2 protein-coding genes are annotated in these 20,116 nt (G+C 72.0%); both read left to right on the forward strand.

Features of this window, described 5'->3' with window-relative positions; translation table 11 throughout:
- Positions 1–41: 41 nt before the first annotated feature.
- Positions 42–9,659: a type I polyketide synthase gene (locus tag AS97_RS42080; RefSeq protein WP_210566750.1), complete on the forward strand. Its 9,618-nt coding sequence runs from the start codon at positions 42–44 to the stop codon at positions 9,657–9,659.
- Between the two features lie 57 nt (positions 9,660–9,716).
- Entirely contained in the window at positions 9,717–20,081 is a 10,365-nt protein-coding gene (locus tag AS97_RS42085; RefSeq protein WP_210566751.1) for a type I polyketide synthase, read from the forward strand.
- Positions 20,082–20,116 lie beyond the last annotated feature (35 nt).

Genomic DNA, 20,116 nt, shown 5'->3' on the forward strand with positions numbered 1-20,116 from the left:
GCGAGCTGGAACTCACAGAGTGTTTCAAGGGGCTGGGCATAGTGGCGGAAGACGAAAAACTCCTTGACTACCTCAAGAAGGTGACGGCTGACCTGCGTCAGGCTCGTCGGCAACTTCGACAGGTGGAGGAGCGGGACCGGGAGCCCATCGCCATTGTGGCGATGAGCTGCCGGTACCCCGGCGGTGTGAAGACTCCGGAGGAGCTGTGGCGGCTCGTCGCCGAGGGCGGCGACGCCATCAGCGAGTTCCCTCCTGACCGGGGCTGGGACGTCGATGGCTTCTTCGACCCGGACTCGGAGCGGTCCGGTACCTTCTCCGTCCGCGAGGGCGGGTTCCTGGAGGCTCCCGGCGACTTCGACCCCGGCTTCTTCTCCATGAGCCCGCGGGAGGCGCTCGCCACCGACCCCCAGCAGCGACTGCTGCTGGAAACCGCCTGGGAGGCGTTCGAGCGCGCCGGAATCGACCCGGCGTCGGTCCGGGGCAGCCAGGCCGGTGTGTTCGTCGGCGCGTCGCCCTCCGGCTACGGCGCCGGAGTGAGCGAGATGCCCGAAGACGTGGAGGGGCTGCTGCTCGCGGGCAACGCCACCTCCGTGGTGTCCGGTCGGGTGGCCTACACCCTGGGGCTCGAGGGCCCGGCCGTGACGGTGGACACCGCGTGCTCGTCGTCACTGGTCGCCCTGCACTGGGCCTGCCAGGCGCTCCGTCAGGAGGAGTGCTCACTGGCCCTGGCGGGCGGCGTCGCCGTCATGTTCACCCCCAGCATGTTCGTCGAGTTCAGCCGGCAGGGCGGGCTCGCGCCCGACGGCCGGTGCAAGGCGTTCGGCGCGGGCGCCGACGGCACGGGCTGGGCCGAGGGCGTGGGCCTGCTCCTTTTGGAGCGGCTCTCGGACGCCCGGCGCAACGGTCACCCGGTGCTGGCCGTCGTCCGGGGCTCGGCCATCAACCAGGACGGTGCGTCCAACGGTCTGACGGCGCCCAACGGCCCCTCGCAGCGCCGGGTGATCCGCCAGGCGCTCAAGAACGCGGGCCTGACACCGGCCGATGTGGACGCGGTCGAGGCACACGGCACGGGCACGTCGCTGGGTGACCCCATCGAGGCGCAGGCCCTGATGGCCACCTACGGCAAGGAGCGGCCGGAGAACAAGCCGCTGTGGCTGGGCTCGCTGAAGTCCAACATCGGCCACTCCCAGGCGGCCGCCGGTGTCGGCGGGGTCATCAAGATGGTGATGGCCCTGCGGAACGGCATGCTGCCCAAGACGCTCCACGCGGACGAGCCCTCCAGCCAGGTGGACTGGACCGAGGGCGACATCCGGCTGCTGAACGAGCCGACCCCCTGGCCCGAGACCGAGCAGCCTCGGCGGGCGGGCGTGTCCTCGTTCGGCATCAGCGGGACGAACGCGCACGCGATCCTGGAGCAGGCTCCGGAGGCCGAGGTGGCCGAGGAGACTCAGGCCGAGGTCGCTGACGGTCCGGTGGCCTGGGTGGTGTCCGGCCGTAGCCCGGCCGGCCTGCGGGCCCAGGCGGGCCGGCTGCGGGAGTTCGTGGCGGAGCGTCCGGAGCTGGGCGCGGCCGATGTGGCGTACTCGCTGGTGTCGTCGCGGTCGGTGTTCGAGCACCGTGGCGTGGTGACGGGCGCCGACCGTGAGGAACTCCTGGCGCGGTTGGGCGCGTTGGCCGGTGATGAGGTCACCTCCGGTGTGACGCGCGGTGTGGCCGACGTCCGGGGCCGTTCGGTGTTCGTGTTCCCGGGTCAGGGTGCGCAGTGGATGGGCATGGCGGTGGACTTGCTCGAAAGTTCGCCGGTGTTCGCGGAGGCGATCGGTGAGTGTGAGGCGGCGTTGTCGGCTCATGTGGACTGGTCGCTGACCGAGGTGCTGCGCGGGGTTGAGGGCGCTCCCGGTTTCGACCGGGTGGACGTGGTCCAGCCGGTGCTGTTCGCGGTGATGGTGTCGCTGGCGAAGCTGTGGCGTTCGGTCGGCGTTCGGCCCGACGCGGTGATGGGTCACAGCCAGGGTGAGATCGCGGCGGCCTGTGTCGCGGGTGCGCTCTCGCTGGAGGATGCCGCGAAGGTGGTGACCTTGCGGTCGCAGGCCATCGCGGCGGGCCTCGCGGGCCGTGGTGGCATGGTGTCGGTCGGACTGCCGGCGGACGAGGTCAGGGAGCGCATCGCTTCCTGGGACGGTGCCATCTCGGTCGCGGCGGTCAACGGTCCGGGATCCGTCGTGGTCTCGGGCGATCCGGGTGCGCTGGATGAGATGGTGGCGCGGCTGGAGGGTGAGGAGGTGCGTGTTCGCCGGGTTCCGGTGGACTATGCCTCGCACTCGGCCCATGTGGAGGCGATCCACGAGGAGTTGCTGAAGGTCCTGGCGGACATCCAGCCGCGTTCCTCGGAGGTGCCGTTCTACTCGACGGTGCTCGGTGAGCTGGTGGACACGGTCGGTCTGGATGCCGAGTACTGGTACCGCAACCTGCGGCAGACCGTCGAACTGGAAGCCACCACCCGCACCCTGCTCGGCAAGGGACACGCCACCTTCATCGAGGTGAGCCCGCATCCCGTGCTCACCCTGCCCGTGCAGCAGACCGTGGAGGCCGCCGAGGCCCAGGCCGTGGTCGCCGGCACGCTGCGGCGCGACGAGGGCGGCCTGGAGCGGTTCCTGACCTCCGCCGCCGAGGTGTTCGCGCGCGGCACCAAGGTCGACTGGGTCACCACGCTGGAGGGCCGTGGAGGCCGCCGGGTCGAGCTGCCGACCTACGTCTTCCAGCGCGAACGCTACTGGCTCGATGGATTCGGCCTGCCGCCCGGCGGAAGCGCGGCCGAGGTCACCGGCTCCGTCGACGCGCGGTTCTGGGACGTGGTGGAGCGCCAGGACCTGGAGTCGCTGGCGGGGACGTTGGCGGTCGACAGCGAGGCGCCGCTGAGCGCGGTGCTGCCCGCCCTGTCCGCATATCACCGCAACAACCGTGACCAGTCCACGATCGACGGCTGGCGCTACCGGGTGTCATGGAAGCCGCTTTCCGAGATCGCCGACGGCTCGCTGTCGGGGACGTGGCCGGTGGTGGTTCCGGCGTCCCGCGCGGGGGACGAGCTGGTCTCGGAGGTCGTCGCCGGGCTCGAGCGGCACGGCGCCGATGTGGTCTCGATCGTGGTGGACGAGCGGGACCTCGACGCGGAGGTGCTCGCGGAGCGGCTGCGTGAGGTGGCCGCCGACGCGCCCGAGCTGGGTGGGGTGCTGTCGCTGCTGGCCCTGGACGAGGAGCCCTGCCCGGGGTATCCGGCGCTGTCGGGCGGCTATGCGCTGACCCTGGTACTGGTGCAGGCCATGGTCGCGGCCGAGATTCCGGCCCGGCTGTGGTGCGGTACCCGCGGCGCGGTGTCGGTGGGGCGTTCGGACCGGCTCACCAGCCCGACGCAGGCGATGGTCTGGGCGTTGGGCCGGGTGGCCGGGCTGGAGTTGGCACCGCTGTGGGGCGGTCTGGTGGATCTGCCCGAGTCGCTGGACGAGCGCGGTGCGGCGCGGCTGGCCGGTGTGCTGTCCGTCGAGGGCGGCGAGGACCAGGTCGCGGTGCGCGGCTCCGGTGCCTTCGTACGCCGTCTGGTGCGCTCGGCCGCGGCCGCCGATGAGGGGACCTCGTGGCAGGCGCGCGGCACGGTGCTGGTGACCGGTGGCACGGGCGGGCTCGGCGGCCAGGTGGCCCGCTGGCTGGTCCGTAGCGGTGCCGAGCACCTGGTGCTGACCAGCCGCCGCGGTCTCGAGGCCGAAGGCGCCGCCGAGTTGAAGGCGGAGCTGGAGGGCATGGGCGCCGAGGTGACGGTGGCCGCGTGCGACGCGGCGGACCGCGACGCGCTCGCCGCCGTCCTGGACGCCGTGCCGGAGCACCTGCCGCTGACCGGGGTGGTGCACGCGGCGGGTGTCACGATCGCGGCCTCCCTGGTGGAGACGGAGCTCGCGGACGCGGCGAGGGTGGTGTCGGGCAAGGTGGCGGGCGCCGTCAACCTGGATGAGCTGCTCGGCGACCGTGAGCTCGACGCGTTCGTGGTCTTCTCGTCCATCTCCGGTATCTGGGGCGGCGGCAGCCAGGGCGTCTACGGCTCCGGAAACGCCTTCCTGGACGCGCTGGTGGAGCAGCGCCGTGCGCGGGGTCTCGCGGGCACCGCCGTCTCCTGGGGCCCGTGGGCCGAGGGCGGCATGGCGACCCGCGACGACGCGGGGGAGCAGCTGGCGCGGCGCGGACTGCCCGCGATGGCACCCGAGTTGGCGATCGCCGCTCTGGAACGCGCGGTGGCCGGTGACGACGGTGTGGTGACGGTCGTGGACGTGGACTGGGAGCGGTTCGCCCCCTCGTTCACCGCGGTCCGGCCCAGCCCGTTCCTGAGCGACCTCGACGAGGTCCAGCGGCTGGAGGCCAAGGGGGGCGACGGCGAGAGCTCCGACGCCGCTGGGGCGCAGCTGCGTGAGCGGCTGAAGCCGCTCACCGAGGGCGAGCGGGACCGGGCGCTGCTCGATCTGGTGCGCAAGCACGCCGCCTCCGTGCTCGGCTACGCCTCCGCGGAGATGGTCGAGCCGAACCGGGCCTTCCGCGATCTGGGCTTCGACTCGCTGACCGCGGTCGACCTGCGCAACCGGCTGGCGGCCGAGACCGGTCTCAGCCTTCCCGCCACGCTGGTCTTCGACTACCCCAGCGCCTCGACGCTCGCGGCGCATCTGCGCACCGAGGTACTCGGCGCCTCGTCCCCGGCGCTCACCGCCGGGTCCGGTGCCTCCGCCGTCGCCGGCGCGGACGACGACCCCATCGCGATCGTCTCCATGAGCTGCCGCTTCCCCGGTGGAGTGCGGAGCCCGGAGGACCTGTGGCAGTTGGTCGAGGGCGGCGGTGACGCCATCTCGTCGTTCCCGTCCGACCGCGGCTGGGACCTGTCGGGCATGTACGACCCGGACCCGGACCGGCCGGGCACGTTCTACGCCCGTGAAGGCGGATTCCTCTACGACGTGAGCGAGTTCGACCCCGGCTTCTTCGGGATCTCGCCCCGTGAGGCGCTGGCGACCGACCCACAGCAGCGGCTGCTGCTGGAGACCTCCTGGGAGGCGTTCGAGCGGGCGGGCATCAACCCCACGTCCGTGCGTGGCAGCCAGGTCGGTGTGTTCGTCGGCTTCTCGGGATCCGGATACGGCACCAACCTGACGACGGTGCCCGAGGACGTCGAGGGCCATCTGCTGACGGGCAACGCCGGCAGCGTCGTCTCGGGCCGCCTCGCCTACACCTACGGCCTGGAAGGCCCCGCCGTCACGGTGGACACGGCCTGCTCGTCGTCGCTGGTGGCCCTGCATCTGGCCTGCCAGTCGCTGCGCCAGGGCGAATGCTCCATGGCGCTGGTCGGCGGCGTGACGGTGATGGCGACCCCGATGGCATTCGTCGAGTTCAGCCGGCAGGGCGGTCTCGCGCCCGATGGCCGCTGCAAGCCCTTCTCGGCCGCGGCGGACGGTACCGGCTGGTCCGAGGGCGCCAACGTGCTGCTCGTGGAGCGGTTGTCGGACGCCCGGCGCAACGGGCACCAGGTGCTGGGCATCGTGCGGGGCTCCGCCGTGAACCAGGACGGTGCGTCCAACGGTCTCACGGCGCCGAACGGTCCCTCGCAGCAGCGGGTGATCCGTCAGGCGCTGGCCAGCGCCGGGGTGTCGGCCGCCGAGGTGGACGCGGTGGAGGCGCACGGCACGGGTACCTCGCTGGGTGACCCGATCGAGGCGCAGGCGTTGCTGGCCACCTACGGCAAGGAGCGCCCGGAGGGCCGCCCGCTGTGGCTGGGCGCGCTGAAGTCGAACATCGGGCACACCCAGGCCGCGTCCGGACTCGCCGGTGTCATCAAGATGGTCATGGCGATGCGGCACGGTGTGCTGCCGAAGACGCTGCACGTGGACGAGCCGTCACCGCAGGTGGACTGGTCGGCGGGCGAGGTGCGCCTGCTGACCGAGGCCACGGCGTGGCCGGAGACGGGCCAGCCGCGCCGGGCCGGTGTGTCCGCGTTCGGTGTCAGCGGCACCAATGTGCACACCATCATCGAGCAGGCCCCGACGGACGCCGAAGACGAGCGACCGGCCGAGGTGACGGCTCCCGACGACCGTGGCGCGGCTCCCTGGACGCTCTCCGCCCGGAGCGCGGACGGGTTGCGCGCCCAGGCGCGGCGGCTGCGGGCGCATCTGACCGCACGGCCGGAGCTGAGCCTGAAGGACGTGGGCTACTCCCTGGTCGCCACCCGGTCGGTGTTCGAACACCGTGCCGTGCTGACGGGTACGGACCGCGCGGAGCTGCTGCGCGGGCTCGAAGCCGTCGCGGCCGGTGAGGAGACTCCCGGGGTCGTGCGCTCGGTCGCCACTCCCACGGGCATCACGGCGTTCCTGTTCTCGGGCCAGGGTGCGCAGCGTCTGGGTATGGGCCGGGAGCTGTACGAGGCGTTCCCGGTGTTCGCCGGTGCCCTGGACGAGGTGTGTGCGCACCTGGACATGCTGCTGGACCGTCCGCTGAAGGATGTGATGTTCGCGGCGGAGGGCAGCGAGGACGCCGGGCTGCTCGACCAGACGGCGTTCACTCAGCCCGCGTTGTTCGCGGTCGAGGTGGCGTTGTTCCGGCTGCTGTCGGCGTGGGGTGTGGCCCCGGATGTGGTGATCGGTCATTCCATCGGTGAGATCGCGGCCGCGCATGTGGCGGGGGTGTTCTCGCTGGAGGACGCGTGCACGCTGGTGGCCGCTCGTGGCCGCCTGATGCAGGCGCTGCCGGAGGGTGGCGCGATGGTCGCCGTCGAGGCGTCGGAGGAGGAAGTCGCTCCGTCGCTGGCCGGTCGTGAGGCCGAGGTGAGCATCGCCGCCGTCAACAGCCCAACCTCTGTCGTCATCGCCGGTGATGAGGCCGCGGCGCTGGAGATCGCGGAACAGTGGGCGGAGCAGGGTCGCAAGACCCGCCGCCTGCGGGTCAGCCATGCCTTCCACTCGCCCCGCATGGACGCCATGCTGGACGACTTCCGCAAGGTCGTCGAGGGCCTGTCGTTCGCCCCGCCCTCCCTTGCCCTGATCTCCAACGTGTCGGGCAAGTCGGCGGGTGCGGACGAGGTGTGCTCGCCGGAGTACTGGGTGCGGCACGTCCGGGAGTCGGTGCGCTTCCTGGATGGGATGCGCTCCCTCGAAACCGCGGGCGCGACCAGGTTCTTCGAGGTGGGTCCCGACGGTGTGCTCTCGGCGATGGCGCGCGAGTGCCTGACGGCGGAGGAGGCTTCGGCTCCCGTTGTAGTGCCGGCGCTGCGCAAGGACCGCCCCGAAGCCCAGTCGCTGACCACGGCGCTCGCCGAACTCCACGTCCACGGCACCACCGTCGACTGGGAGGCCCTGTTCGCCGGGCAGGACGTCCGACGGGTCGAGCTGCCGACGTACGCGTTCCAGCGGCAGCGCTACTGGCTGGAGGACCCCGCGAGCGACGACTCCGCCGGCCCCGCCTCGGTGGACTCGGTCGACGCACAGTTCTGGGACGCGGTCGAGCGTGAGGACCTCGAGGCGCTGACCACAGCGCTGCATGTGGACGGAAACGCCTCGCTGACCGAGGTGCTGCCCGCCCTGTCGTCCTACCGCAAGGGCCATCGTGAGCGCTCCACGGTCGACGGCTGGCGCTACGAGATCGCGTGGACCCCGGTGTCCGAGCTCTCGGAGCGGGCGCTGACCGGGACCTGGATAGTCATGGTTCCCGACTCGCACGCCGACGACGAGTTGGTCACCTCGGCGGTGAACACGCTCGAGCGGCAGGGCGCGCAGGTGGCGCGGATCGTGCTCGACGGCGCCGTGGCCATCGACCGCGCGGCGGTCGCCGAGCGGTTGCGCACGGCGGCCGAGGGTGCGTCGGACGGGTCCGTCGGCGGGGTCCTCTCCCTGCTGGCCCTGGACGAGAACCCCCGCCCCGACCACGCGGTCGTGCCGCGAGGACTCGCGCTGAACCTTCTCGCCCTGCAGGCACTCGTGGACGCCGGAGTCGAGGCCCCGCTGTGGGTGGCCACGCGAGGCGCCGTCTCGGTGACCGGATCCGACACCCTGCGCAGCGCCGCCCAGGCGCAGATGTGGGGCCTCGGCCGGGTCGCCGGTCTGGAGCACCCCCGGCTCTGGGGCGGTCTGGTCGACCTCCCGGAGAGGCTGGACGAGCGGGCCGCGAACCGGCTGGCCGGTGTGCTGGGCGGCGGCGCGGGCGAGTTCGAGGACCAGGTGGCGGTGCGCACCTCCGGCGTGTTCACCCGGCGTCTGTCGCGGGCCGCCACCCCGCAGACCACGGCTCAGCCGTGGAACGCGCGGGGCACGGTGCTGGTGACCGGCGGCACCGGGGGAGTGGGCAGCCAGGTGGCCCGGTGGCTGGCAGGCGCCGGCGCCGAGCACCTGGTGCTGACCAGCCGCCGTGGTCTGGAAGCCGACGGGGCCGTCGAACTGCGCGACGAACTCACCGCGTTGGGCGCCCAGGTGACCATCGCGGCATGTGACGCCGCCGACCGCGACGCCCTGGCCGCCGTACTGGCCGCCATCCCGGAGCGGTATCCGCTGAACGCCGTCGTGCACGCGGCGGGTGTCCTGGACGACGGTGTCCTGGACTCGATGTCGGTGGAGCGGGTCGCGGGCGTGCTGCGTCCCAAGGTGGACGGGGCCCGCAATCTGCACGAGCTGACCGAGGGCCTCGACCTGTCCGCGTTCGTGCTGTTCTCCTCGCTCGCCGGAGCCATCGGCGGCGCCGGGCAGGGCAGTTACGCGGCGGCCAACGCCTACCTCGACGCCCTGGCGCAGCAGCGCCGGGCACAGGGCCTGGCGGCCACCTCGGTCGCCTGGGGCCCGTGGGCCGAGGGCGGCATGGCGGTCGACGGGGCGCTGGAGGAGCGGCTGCGGCGCGGCGGTATGGCCCCGATGACCCCGGAGCTGGCGGTCAAGGCCCTCCAGCAGGCCCTCGACCTGCGGGAGACGCACCTGGCCATCGCCGACCTCGACTGGGAGCGCTTCGTGCCCTCCTACGTCGCCGTTCGGGGCAGCCGGCTGCTGGACGAGGTGCCCGAGGCGCGCCGGATCCTGGAAGCCGCGATCGGCGGTGGCACCGCGGCGCAGTTCGAGACCGGTGGCTCCGAACTGCGCGAGCGGCTCGCCGGAATGTCGGAGGCGGAGCAGGAACGAGGGCTGCTCGACCTGGTCACCACGCAGGTGGCGATGGTGCTGGGCTTCCCGTCGGTGGAGTCGGTCGAGTCCCAGCGGGCCTTCCGTGAACTCGGCTTCGACTCGCTGACCGCCGTCGAACTGCGCAACAGGCTGGACGCCGCGACGGGCCTGCGCCTGCCCGCGACGATCGTCTTCGACCACCCGACGCCCGTCGCGCTCGCCCGCCGGCTGCGTACCGACGTCGTCCAGGACGGGATCTCGGCGGCCGCACCGATCCTCGGCGAGCTGGACCGGATCGAAGCGGCGATGGCCACGATCTCCGCCGACGACGTGGACCGGCCCAGGATCACGACGCGTCTGCAGACGCTCCTCCTCAAGTGGGGAGAGGCGGAACAGGATTCGGGCAACTCCGGCAAGAAGGCGGTCTCGGACAAGATTCAGTCGGCGACGTCGGACGAGATCTTCGACTTCATCGACAAGGAGCTTGGGATCTCCTGAGCTGGCGCGGTCGGTTCCCGAGCGTCGTCCCTTACTACTTCCATGGGTGACATAACAATGAACGAAGAGAAGCTTCTCGACTATCTCAAGCGGGTGACCGCGGATCTCCAGCAGACTCGCCAGCGCCTGCTCGAGGCCGAGTCAGCGGACCAGGAACCGATCGCGATCGTCGCCATGAGCTGCCGGTTCCCCGGAGGGGTGAACTCTCCGGAGGACCTGTGGCGCCTGGTGGCGGACGGCACCGACGCGATTTCGGAATTCCCCATGGACCGTGGTTGGGACATCGACGCCCTCTACGACGAGGACCCGGACCGTCCCGGCACCAGCTATACGACCGAGGGCGGCTTCCTGGAGAACGCCGACCAATTCGATCCGGCGTTCTTCGGGATCTCGCCGCGTGAGGCGCTGTCGATGGACCCGCAGCAGCGACTGCTGCTGGAGACGTCGTGGGAGGCGTTCGAGCGGGCGGGCATCGACCCGATGTCCCTGCGGGGCAGCCGGACCGGCGTGTTCGTCGGAACCAACGGCCAGGACTACTCCATGCTCACGCTCGGCGCCGCCGAGAGCATGGAGGATGTCGAGGGCCACTCCGGCACGGGCAACGCGGCGAGCATCGTCTCCGGCCGGATCTCCTACACCATGGGCCTGGAGGGCCCCGCGCTCTCCGTGGACACGGCGTGCTCGTCGTCCCTCGTGGCCCTGCACCTGGCCGTTCAGGCACTGCGCCAGCGCGAGTGCACGCTCGCGCTGGCCGGTGGCATCACGGTGATGTCCACCCCGGCGGCGTTCGTCCAGTTCAGCCGGCAGCGCGGTCTGGCGGCGGACGGCCGCTGCAAGCCGTTCGGGGCGGCGGCCGACGGCACCGGCTGGGGCGAGGGCGTTGGCATGCTGCTCGTGGAGCGGCTGTCGGACGCGCAGCGCAACGGCCACAAGGTGCTGGCCATCGTCCGGGGTTCGGCGATCAACCAGGACGGCGCGTCCAACGGTCTGACGGCGCCCAACGGCATATCGCAGCAGCGGGTCATCCGGCAGGCGCTGACCAGCGCCCGGCTGTCGGTCACCGATGTGGACGCCGTGGAGGCGCACGGTACGGGCACCACCTTGGGCGACCCGATCGAGGCGCAGGCGCTGATGGCCACCTACGGCCAGGACCGGCCCGCGGACCAGCCGCTCTGGCTGGGCGGCATCAAGTCCAACATCGGCCATACGCAGGCCGCCGCCGGTGTCGCGGGCGTCATCAAGATGGTGATGGCCATGGTCGAGGGCGTGCTGCCGAAGACGCTCCACGCGGACGAGCCCTCGCCGCACATCGACTGGACCGGCGGCGCCGTCTCCCTGCTGCACGAGTCGACCCCGTGGCCGGACCGGGACCACCCGCGCCGCGCCGCCGTCTCCTCGTTCGGCATGAGCGGCACCAACGCGCACACCATCCTGGAGCAGGCTCCGGAGGCCGAGCCGGCCGAGGCCGCCGAGGCCGAGGCCGTCGACGGGCCGGTGGCGTGGGTCGTGGCGGGCCGTAGCGCGGAGGCTCTGCAGGCACAGGCCGGACGACTGCGGGAGTTCCTCACGGAGCGCCCGGAGTTGGGCATGGCGGACGTGGCTCTCTCGCTGGCCACGACCAGGTCCGCGTTCGAGCACCGGGCCGTGGTGACCGGGGCCGACCGTGAGGAACTCCTCCAGCGTCTGGAGGCGGTCGCCGAGGAAGCCACCGCGTCCAACGGAGTGGTGCGGGGGAGGACCGGCGACGCCGGCCGTTCGGTGTTCGTGTTCCCGGGGCAGGGTGCGCAGTGGGTGGGGATGGCGGTGGGGCTGTTGGAGTCCTCGCCGGTGTTTGCGGAGGCGATCGGTGAGTGTGAGGCGGCGTTGTCGGCTCATGTGGACTGGTCGCTGACCGAGGTGCTGCGTGGCGCCGAGGGCGCTCCCGGTTTCGACCGGGTGGATGTGGTCCAGCCGGTGCTGTTCGCGGTGATGGTGTCGCTGGCGAAGTTGTGGCGTTCGGTGGGTGTGGAGCCGGATGCGGTGATGGGTCACAGCCAGGGTGAGATCGCGGCGGCCTGTGTCGCGGGTGCGCTCTCGCTCGAAGACGCCGCGAAGGTGGTGACCTTGCGGTCGCAGGCCATCGCGGCGGGCCTTGCGGGTCGTGGTGGCATGGTGTCGGTCGGGCTGCCGGTCGACCAGGTCAAGGAGCGCATCGCCGCTTGGGACGGCGGAATATCCATCGCGGCGGTCAACGGCCCCGGTTCGGTCGTGGTCTCCGGTGACCCGGGCGCGCTGGATGAGATGGTGGCGCAACTTGAGGGTGAGGAGGTGCGTGTTCGCCGGGTTCCGGTGGACTACGCCTCGCACTCGGCCCATGTGGAGGCGATCCACGAGGAGTTGCTGAAGGTCCTGGCGGACATCCAGCCGCGCTCCTCCGAGGTGCCGTTCTACTCGACGGTGCTCGGTGAGCTGGTGGACACCGCCGGTCTGGACGCCGAGTACTGGTACCGCAACCTGCGGCAGACCGTCGAACTGGAAGCCACCACCCGCACGTTGCTGAATGACGGTCACACCGTGTTCATCGAGGCGAGCCCGCACCCGGTGCTCACCCTGCCGGTGCAGCAGACGGTGGAGGCCGCCGGGGCCCAGGCCGTGGTCGTCGGCACGCTGCGGCGCGACGAGGGTGGTCTGGAGCGGTTCCTGACCTCCGCCGCCGAGGTGTTCGTGCGTGGTGTCGCGGTGGACTGGACCGCGCTGCTCGAGGGCCGTGGCGCCCGCCGCGTCGAGCTGCCGACCTACGCCTTCCGGCGCCAGCGGTACTGGCTGGAGGTGTCGGCCGCGGAGCTGCGGGCCACTGCCGACGGTCTCGCCGCGGACGCGGTGGACGCGCGGTTCTGGGAGGCGGTGGAGCGCGAGGATTTGGAGGCGCTGGTCCGCACCTTGGAGGTGGAGGACGAGGAGCAGCAGTCGTCGTTGACGGCGTTGCTTCCGGCGCTGTCGTCGTGGCGCCGTCAGCGGCGCGAGCAGAACACGGTGGACAGCTGGCGCTACAAGGTGGTCTGGAAGCCGTTGGCGGCCGCCACCGAGGCGGCCCTCTCGGGCACGTGGGTGGTCGTCCTTCCCGCGTCGCACGCCGATGACGCTCTCGTGACCGCCACGGTGAACGGCCTGGAGACGAGCGGCGCCGACATCGTCCGGGTGGTGCTTGAGGAAAAGGGCAACGACCGCTGGTCGGTCGCGGAGCGGCTGCGCGGGGCGCTTGACGAGGCCGGGGTGGAGCCGTCGGGCGTGGCGGGGGTGTTCTCGCTGCTCGGGCTGGACGAGTCGGGGCATGCGACGTTCGGTGTGGTGCCGGCCGGGCTGGCGGCGATGGTGGCGCTGGTCCAGGGGCTGGGCGACGCCGGTGTGGTGGCTCCGCTGTGGTGTGGCACCCGGGGTGCGGTGTCGGTGGGGCGCTCCGACCGGCTGGTGAGCCCGGTGCAGGCGATGGTCTGGGGCCTCGGGCGGATCGTGGGGGTCGAGTACCCCCAGCGCTGGGGCGGCGCGGTCGATCTTCCCGAGACCATGGACGCCCGTGCGGTGGCCCGGCTGGCCGGAGTGCTGGCGGGCACGGAGGGCGAGGACCAGGTCGCGGTGCGCGGCTCCGGCGTGTTCGCCAAGCGCATGGTGCGGGCCTCGGCGGCTGACGACGCGGAGAACCGGGGCTCCTGGCAGGGCCGTGGTTCGGCGCTGGTGACCGGTGGTACGGGTGCGCTGGGTGGCCATGTCGCCCGCTGGCTGGCGCGTACCGGCACCGAGCATCTGGTGCTGACGAGCCGTAGTGGCATGGAGGCCGAGGGTGCCGCCGAGTTGAAGGCGGAGCTGGAAGGGCTGGGTGCCCGGGTGACGGTGGCGGCGTGTGACGCCGCGGACCGTGAGGCGCTGGCCGCGGTGCTGGACGCGATTCCGCAGGAGTTCCCGCTGACCGCCGTGGTGCACACGGCCGGTGTGCTGGACGACGGCGTCGTGGACGCCCTCACCGTGCGCCGGGCGGCCGGAGTGCTGCGCCCGAAGGTGGACGCCACGCGGAACCTGCATGAGCTGACCGCCGGGATGGACCTGTCCGCCTTCGTGCTGTTCTCCTCCGGTGCCGGCACGTTGGGCGGCCCGGGCCAGGGCAGCTACGCGGCGGGCAACGCCTACCTCGACGCGCTGGCGTTGCAGCGGCGTGCGGATGGCCTTGCGGCCACCTCCATCGCCTGGGGTGCCTGGGCCGGAGGCGGCCTCGGATCCGGTGAGGTCGGCGAGCGGATGGACCGTTCCGGCATGGTCGGAATGGTGCCCGAGCTGGCCATCTCCGGCATGCAGCAGGCCCTTGAACTGGACGAGGCCTTCATGGTCATCGCCGAGATCGACTGGGATCGCTTCCAGCCGGAGTTCGTCGGTTCACGTCCGAGCGCGCTCTTCCGCGAGCTGCCCGAGCTGAACCGTCCCGCTGCCGCCGCCGGCGCGGACACCGGCGACGGCGACGACGCCGTGTCCGAGCTGCGCCGGGAGATGGCGAAGCTGTCCCCCGCCGAGCAGCCCAAGCTCCTCCTGGAACTCGTGCGCAACCAGGCCGCAGACGTCCTCGGTTACGACAGCGCGGACGCGGTGGAGGCCGAACGTGCCTTCCGTGACCTCGGCTTCGACTCGCTGACCGCTGTCGAGCTGCGCAACCGCCTCGGCGTGGTCACCGGCCTCCGACTGCCGGTCACCTGTGTCTTCGACTACCCGACCGCCACGGTTCTGGCCCGGTACCTGTACACGGAGATGTTCGGCGACCAGCCGGTCACCGAGGGCGGCCCCGCTGCCGCGGCCAAGGGATCGGACGGGCTCGACAGGCCCATCGCCACCGATGAGCCGATCGCCATCATCGGCATGAGCTGCCGGTTCCCCGGCGGAGTGCGCAGCCCCGAGGAGCTGTGGGAGCTGCTGATGGCCGAGGGGGACGTGATCTCCCGGTTCCCCGATGACCGCGGCTGGGACATCGACGGTCTCTACGACCCGGACCCCGAGAAGTCCGGCACCAGCTACGTCCAGGCCGGCGGCTTCCTCGACGAGGTGGGCCACTTCGACCCCTCGTTCTTCGGGATCTCGCCGCGAGAGGCGATGGCGATCGACCCGCAGCAGCGGCTGCTGCTCGAGACGTCCTGGGAGGCGTTCGAGCGTGCCGGTATCGACCCCGTGGCGCTGCGCGGCAGCCAGACCGGAGTCTTTGTCGGCTCCAACTACCACGACTACGGTTCGCGCATCCTGAGCGACACCGAAGGAGTGGAGGGCTATCTCGGACTCGGCAGCGCCCCCAGCGTCTCGTCCGGCCGCATCTCCTACACCTTCGGCTTCGAGGGCCCGGCCGTGACGGTGGACACCGCGTGTTCCTCGTCTCTGGTCGCCCTGCACCTGGCCTGCCAGTCGCTGCGCCAGGGCGAGGCCTCCGTGGCGCTGGCCGGTGGTGTGACCATCATGGCCACCCCGGGTACGTTCATCGAGTTCAGCGCCCAGCGCGTGCTGTCGTTCGACGGGCGGTGCAAGGCGTTCTCGGCGGATGCCGACGGCACCGGCTGGTCCGAGGGCGTGGGCATGCTCCTGGTGGAGCGGCTGTCGGACGCGCAGCGCAACGGCCACAAGGTGCTGGCCGTCATCCGGGGCTCGTCCATCAATCAGGACGGCGCCTCCAACGGTCTGACGGCGCCCAACGGCCCGTCCCAGCAGCGGCTCATCGAGCAGACGCTGGCCAGTGCCCGGCTGGTCTCCGCCGATGTGGACGTGGTCGAGGCCCATGGCACCGGCACTCCCCTCGGCGACCCGATCGAGGCGCAGGCGCTGCTGGCCACCTACGGACAGGGACGTCCCGAAGGTGAGCCGTTGCTGCTGGGTGCCATCAAGTCGAACATCGGTCATACGCAGGCCGCCGCCGGTGTCGCCGGGGTCATCAAGATGGTGATGGCCATGCGCGAAGGCATCCTTCCCAAGACGTTGCACGTGGACGAGGTGTCGCCGCACGTGGACTGGTCGGCGGGCGACCTCGAGCTGCTGACCGAGGCGATGCCCTGGCCGGAGCGGGACCACCCGCGCAGGGCGGCGGTGTCCGCCTTTGGCGTGAGCGGTACCAACGCGCACACCATCATCGAGCAGGCGCCGGCCGACGACGAGCCAAAGGCGCCGCGGGCCGCAGAGGGCCCGGACTCCGCCACGGCCCCGGTGCCGTGGATCCTGTCCGGCCGGACCGACGCCGCCCTGCGGGGCCAGGCCGAACGGCTGCTTGCCCAACTCGCCACCGCCACCGAAGAGTCCATGCCCGCTGTGGACGTCGGCTATTCCTTGGCGACGGCCCGGTCGCTCTTCGACCACCGGGCCGCCGTGGTCGGCGAGGACCGCGCGGACATGCTGCGTGGCCTCGAGGCCCTCGCGAAGGGCGAGGCCGCGCCCGGTGTCGTACGTGGCGTGGCGGGGGCGGCCGGCAAGACGGCGTTCCTGTTCTCGGGCCAGGGTGCGCAGCGCCTGGGCATGGGACGGGAGCTGTACGACGCCTTCCCGGTGTTCGCCGACGCGTGGGACGAGGTGTGCGCGCATCTGGACGGTCTGCTCGACCGCCCGCTGCGGGAGGTGGTGTTCGCGGCGGAGGGGAGCGCGGACGCCGGGCTGCTGGATCAGACGGCGTTCACTCAGCCCGCGTTGTTCGCGGTCGAGGTGGCGTTGTTCCGGCTGCTGTCGGCGTGGGGTGTGGCCCCGGATGTGGTGATGGGCCACTCCATCGGTGAGATCGCGGCCGCGCATGTGGCGGGGGTGTTCTCGCTGGAGGACGCGTGCACGCTGGTGGCCGCTCGTGGCCGCCTGATGCAGGCGCTGCCGGAGGGCGGCGCGATGGTCGCCGTCGAGGCGTCGGAGGAGGAGGTTGCCGGTTCGCTCGCCGGTCGTGAGGCCGAGGTGAGCATCGCCGCCATCAACAGCCCGACCTCCGTCGTCATCGCGGGCGACGAGGCGCCCGCGCTGGAGATCGCCGGACAGTGGGCGGAGCAGGGCCGCAAGACCCGCCGCCTGCGGGTCAGCCACGCCTTCCACTCGCCCCGCATGGACGCCATGCTCGGCGACTTCCGCAAGGTCGTCGAAGAGCTGTCGTTCGCCCCGCCGGCCATCGCGCTGGTCTCCAATGTGACGGGGCAGCCGGCCGACACGGCCGGGGTGTGCTCGCCGGAGTACTGGGTCCGGCATGTGCGGGAGGCCGTGCGGTTCGCGGACGGCGTCCGGGCGCTCGAGGGACAGGGCGTGTCCAGGTTCGTCGAGGTCGGTCCCGATGGCGTGCTGACCGCGATGGCGCGGGACTGCGTGGCGGACCAGCCCGAGGGGACCACCGAGCCGGTCCTGGTGCCGGTGCTGCGCAAGGACCGCCCCGAGACGCGGGCGCTGACGACGGCGCTGGCCGAGCTCCACGTGGGCGGCGTCGGAGTGGACTGGGAACGGGTCTTCGCCGGACGCGGCGCCCGGACGGTCGAGCTGCCCACCTACGCCTTCCAGCGGGAGCGCTACTGGCTGGAGGCCCTGTCGTCGTTCGCCAGCGATGTCACCGCGGTGGGACTCGTCCCGCCGACGCATCCGCTGCTGGGGGCAGCCGTCGAACTGCCCGACGCGGACGGCTTCCTGTTCACCGGCCGCCTCTCGCCGCAGACGCATCCGTGGCTGGTCGACCACATGGTCCAGGACACGATCCTGCTGCCCGGCACCGCCTTCCTCGAGCTGGCCCTGCACGCCGCCGACCAGGTGGGATGCGACCGGGTCGAGGAGCTGACCCTCACGGCGCCGCTGCCGCTGCCCGAGCGAGGCGCGGTGCACCTCCAACTGGCGGTGGGCGGACCGGACGAGAGCGGCGCGCGCACGCTGAACGTGTACTCCCGGCTGGAAGACCCCACCATGGAGCAGCCGTGGGTCCAGCACGCCTCCGGCCTGCTCGTCCAGAGCGGCGCGCCGGACGAGACCGGGCAGGCCGACCTCGCCGTATGGCCCCCGGAGGGCGCGGAGCGGATCGAGATCGAGGACGTCTACGACCGGATGGCGGCAGGTGGCTTCGCCTACGGCCCGGTCTTCCAGGGGCTGCGGTCGGTGTGGATCCGTGGCGACGAGGTCTTCGCCGAGGTGCGCCTGCCGGAGGAGAACGCCTCGGACGCCGGGAAGTTCGGACTGCACCCCGCCCTGCTGGACGCGGCGATTCAGGCCGTCATGTTCGTACCCCAGGAGGAGGCGGGCCTCGCCAGGCTTCCGTTCTCCTGGACCGGCGTGTCGCTGCGGGCCACGGGCGCCTCGGAACTGAGGGTGCGCCTCAGCGCGCTGGGGCCCGACTCGATCGGCCTCGCGGTGGCCGACACCAGCGGCCGTGCCGTGGCCACCGCCGACTCCCTGGTGATGCGGCTGGTCGCGGAGGGGCAGATCCAGTCGGCCGGTTCCCCGGCGGCCGGGCATGACTCGCTCTTCCGGCTGGACTGGACCCCCGTCCCCGTCGGCGCTCCGGCCCCCGCCTCCGAAGGCACCTGGGCCGTGCTGGGCACCGACGACCTGGGGGTGCTCTCCAGCTTCGCGGCCGAGGGTGCCGACGTGGCGTCGTACGCGGATCTGGCCGCGCTGCGCGAGGCGATCGACTCCGGGGCCACGACGCCGGACGTCGTCATGGTGGCGGGCGCCGCGGAGGCGGTCGGCATCGACGACGGCGCGGATCTGGCGGGACGGGTGCGCGCCACCACGTACCGTGCGCTGGAGCTGGTGCGGACATGGGTCACCGACGACCGGTTCGACGACTCCTACCTGGTGTTCGTGAGCCGCGGCGCGATGGGCGCCCAGTCCGCCGGGGAGGTGCGCACCCCGGCCGAGGCCGCCGTATGGGGCCTGCTGCGCTCCGCGCAGACCGAGCACCCCGGGAAGTTCCTCCTGGTGGACCTGGACCCGCGGGAGCACGGCGAGGTGTCCTCGGCGCTGCGGACGGCGCTGACCGCCGGGGAGCCGCAGGTGGCCGTGCGCGACGGACGGGTGCTCGCGGCGCGCCTCGCCCGGGTGGCCCCGGCGGAGGACCGGCCCGAGCCGGAGATCACGCCGTTCGACGGCCGTGGCACGGTGCTGATCACGGGTGGTACGGGTGGTCTGGGCGCGCTGTTGGCCCGTCATCTGGTGGTGGAGCACGGTGTGCGGTCTCTGGTGCTGACGAGTCGTCGTGGCGTGGAGGCGCCGGGTGCGGCGGAGTTGGTGGCGGAGCTGGCCGGGCTCGGTGCGCGGGCGGAGGTCGTGGCGTGTGATGTGGCCGATCGGGCGTCGGTGGAGGGTCTGCTGGCCGGGATCGGGTCGGAGCATCCGCTGTCGGCCGTGGTGCATGCGGCGGGTGTGCTGGATGACGGTGTGGTGGAGTCGCTGACGCCGGAGCGGGTGGACAAGGTGCTGCGTCCGAAGGTGGACGCGGCGCTGCATCTGCACGAGCTGACCCGCGACCTCGACCTCTCCGCCTTCGTGGTGTTCTCCTCGGCCTCCTCCAACTTCGGTGGTGGCGGCCAGGCCAACTACGCCGCGGCGAACGCTTTCCTGGACGCCCTGGCGCACCAGCGCCGCGCGCTCGGCCTGCCCGCGGTCTCGCTGGCCTGGGGCATGTGGGAGCAGCGCAGCGAGATGACCGGGGATCTCGGCGAGGCGGACCTCCAGCGCATCGCGCGGGCCGGGCTGAACGCGCTCAGCTCGGAAGAGGGCCTCGCGCTGTTCGACGACGCGCTCGGGACCGATGAGACCGTGCTCGTGCCGACCCATGTGGACCTCGCCGCCCTGCGCGTCCAGGCCCGCACCGGAGAGGTGCCCGCTCTGCTGCGCGGCCTGGTGCGGGTCCCCCGACGCCGGGTCACGGCGGCGGAGACCGCGCAGACCGGCACCGGATCGCTGCGGGACCGCCTGGCCGGTCTCTCCGCGGCCGACCAGTACCGGGCCCTGCTGGACCTGGTGCGGGTGCAGGTGGCGACGGTGCTCGGTCATGGCTCGCCGGAGACGGTCGAGCCCGACATGGCCTTCAAGGACATGGGCTTCGACTCGCTGACCACGGTGGAGCTGCGCAACCGGCTCAACGCGGAGACCGGGCTGCGGCTGTCGGCCGTGCTGGTCTTCGACCACCCGACTCCCACGGCGCTGGTGGAGCACCTGCAGGAGGAGCTCCTGCCGGACGGCGGCACGGGGGAGCCCATGGTCTTCGCCGAGCTGGACAAGCTGGGGCCCCTGCTCTCCAGCGTGATGGACGACGGTGAGACCCGCACGAAGGTGGCCGAGCGGCTGAAGGAGCTCCTGGAGAAGCTGGGCGAGGCTTCCGATGACGCCGACGCCACCGCGGAGGTGGCCGAACGGATCGGATCGTCCTCCAACGACGAGCTGTTCGACTTCATCGACAACGAACTCGGGCTGTCCTGAACCGTTGTCCAGCGTCTGACCCTGACTGTAGAGAA

The organism is Streptomyces sp. AgN23, assembly GCF_001598115.1.
In the GTDB taxonomy this organism is placed as follows: domain Bacteria; phylum Actinomycetota; class Actinomycetes; order Streptomycetales; family Streptomycetaceae; genus Streptomyces; species Streptomyces antimycoticus.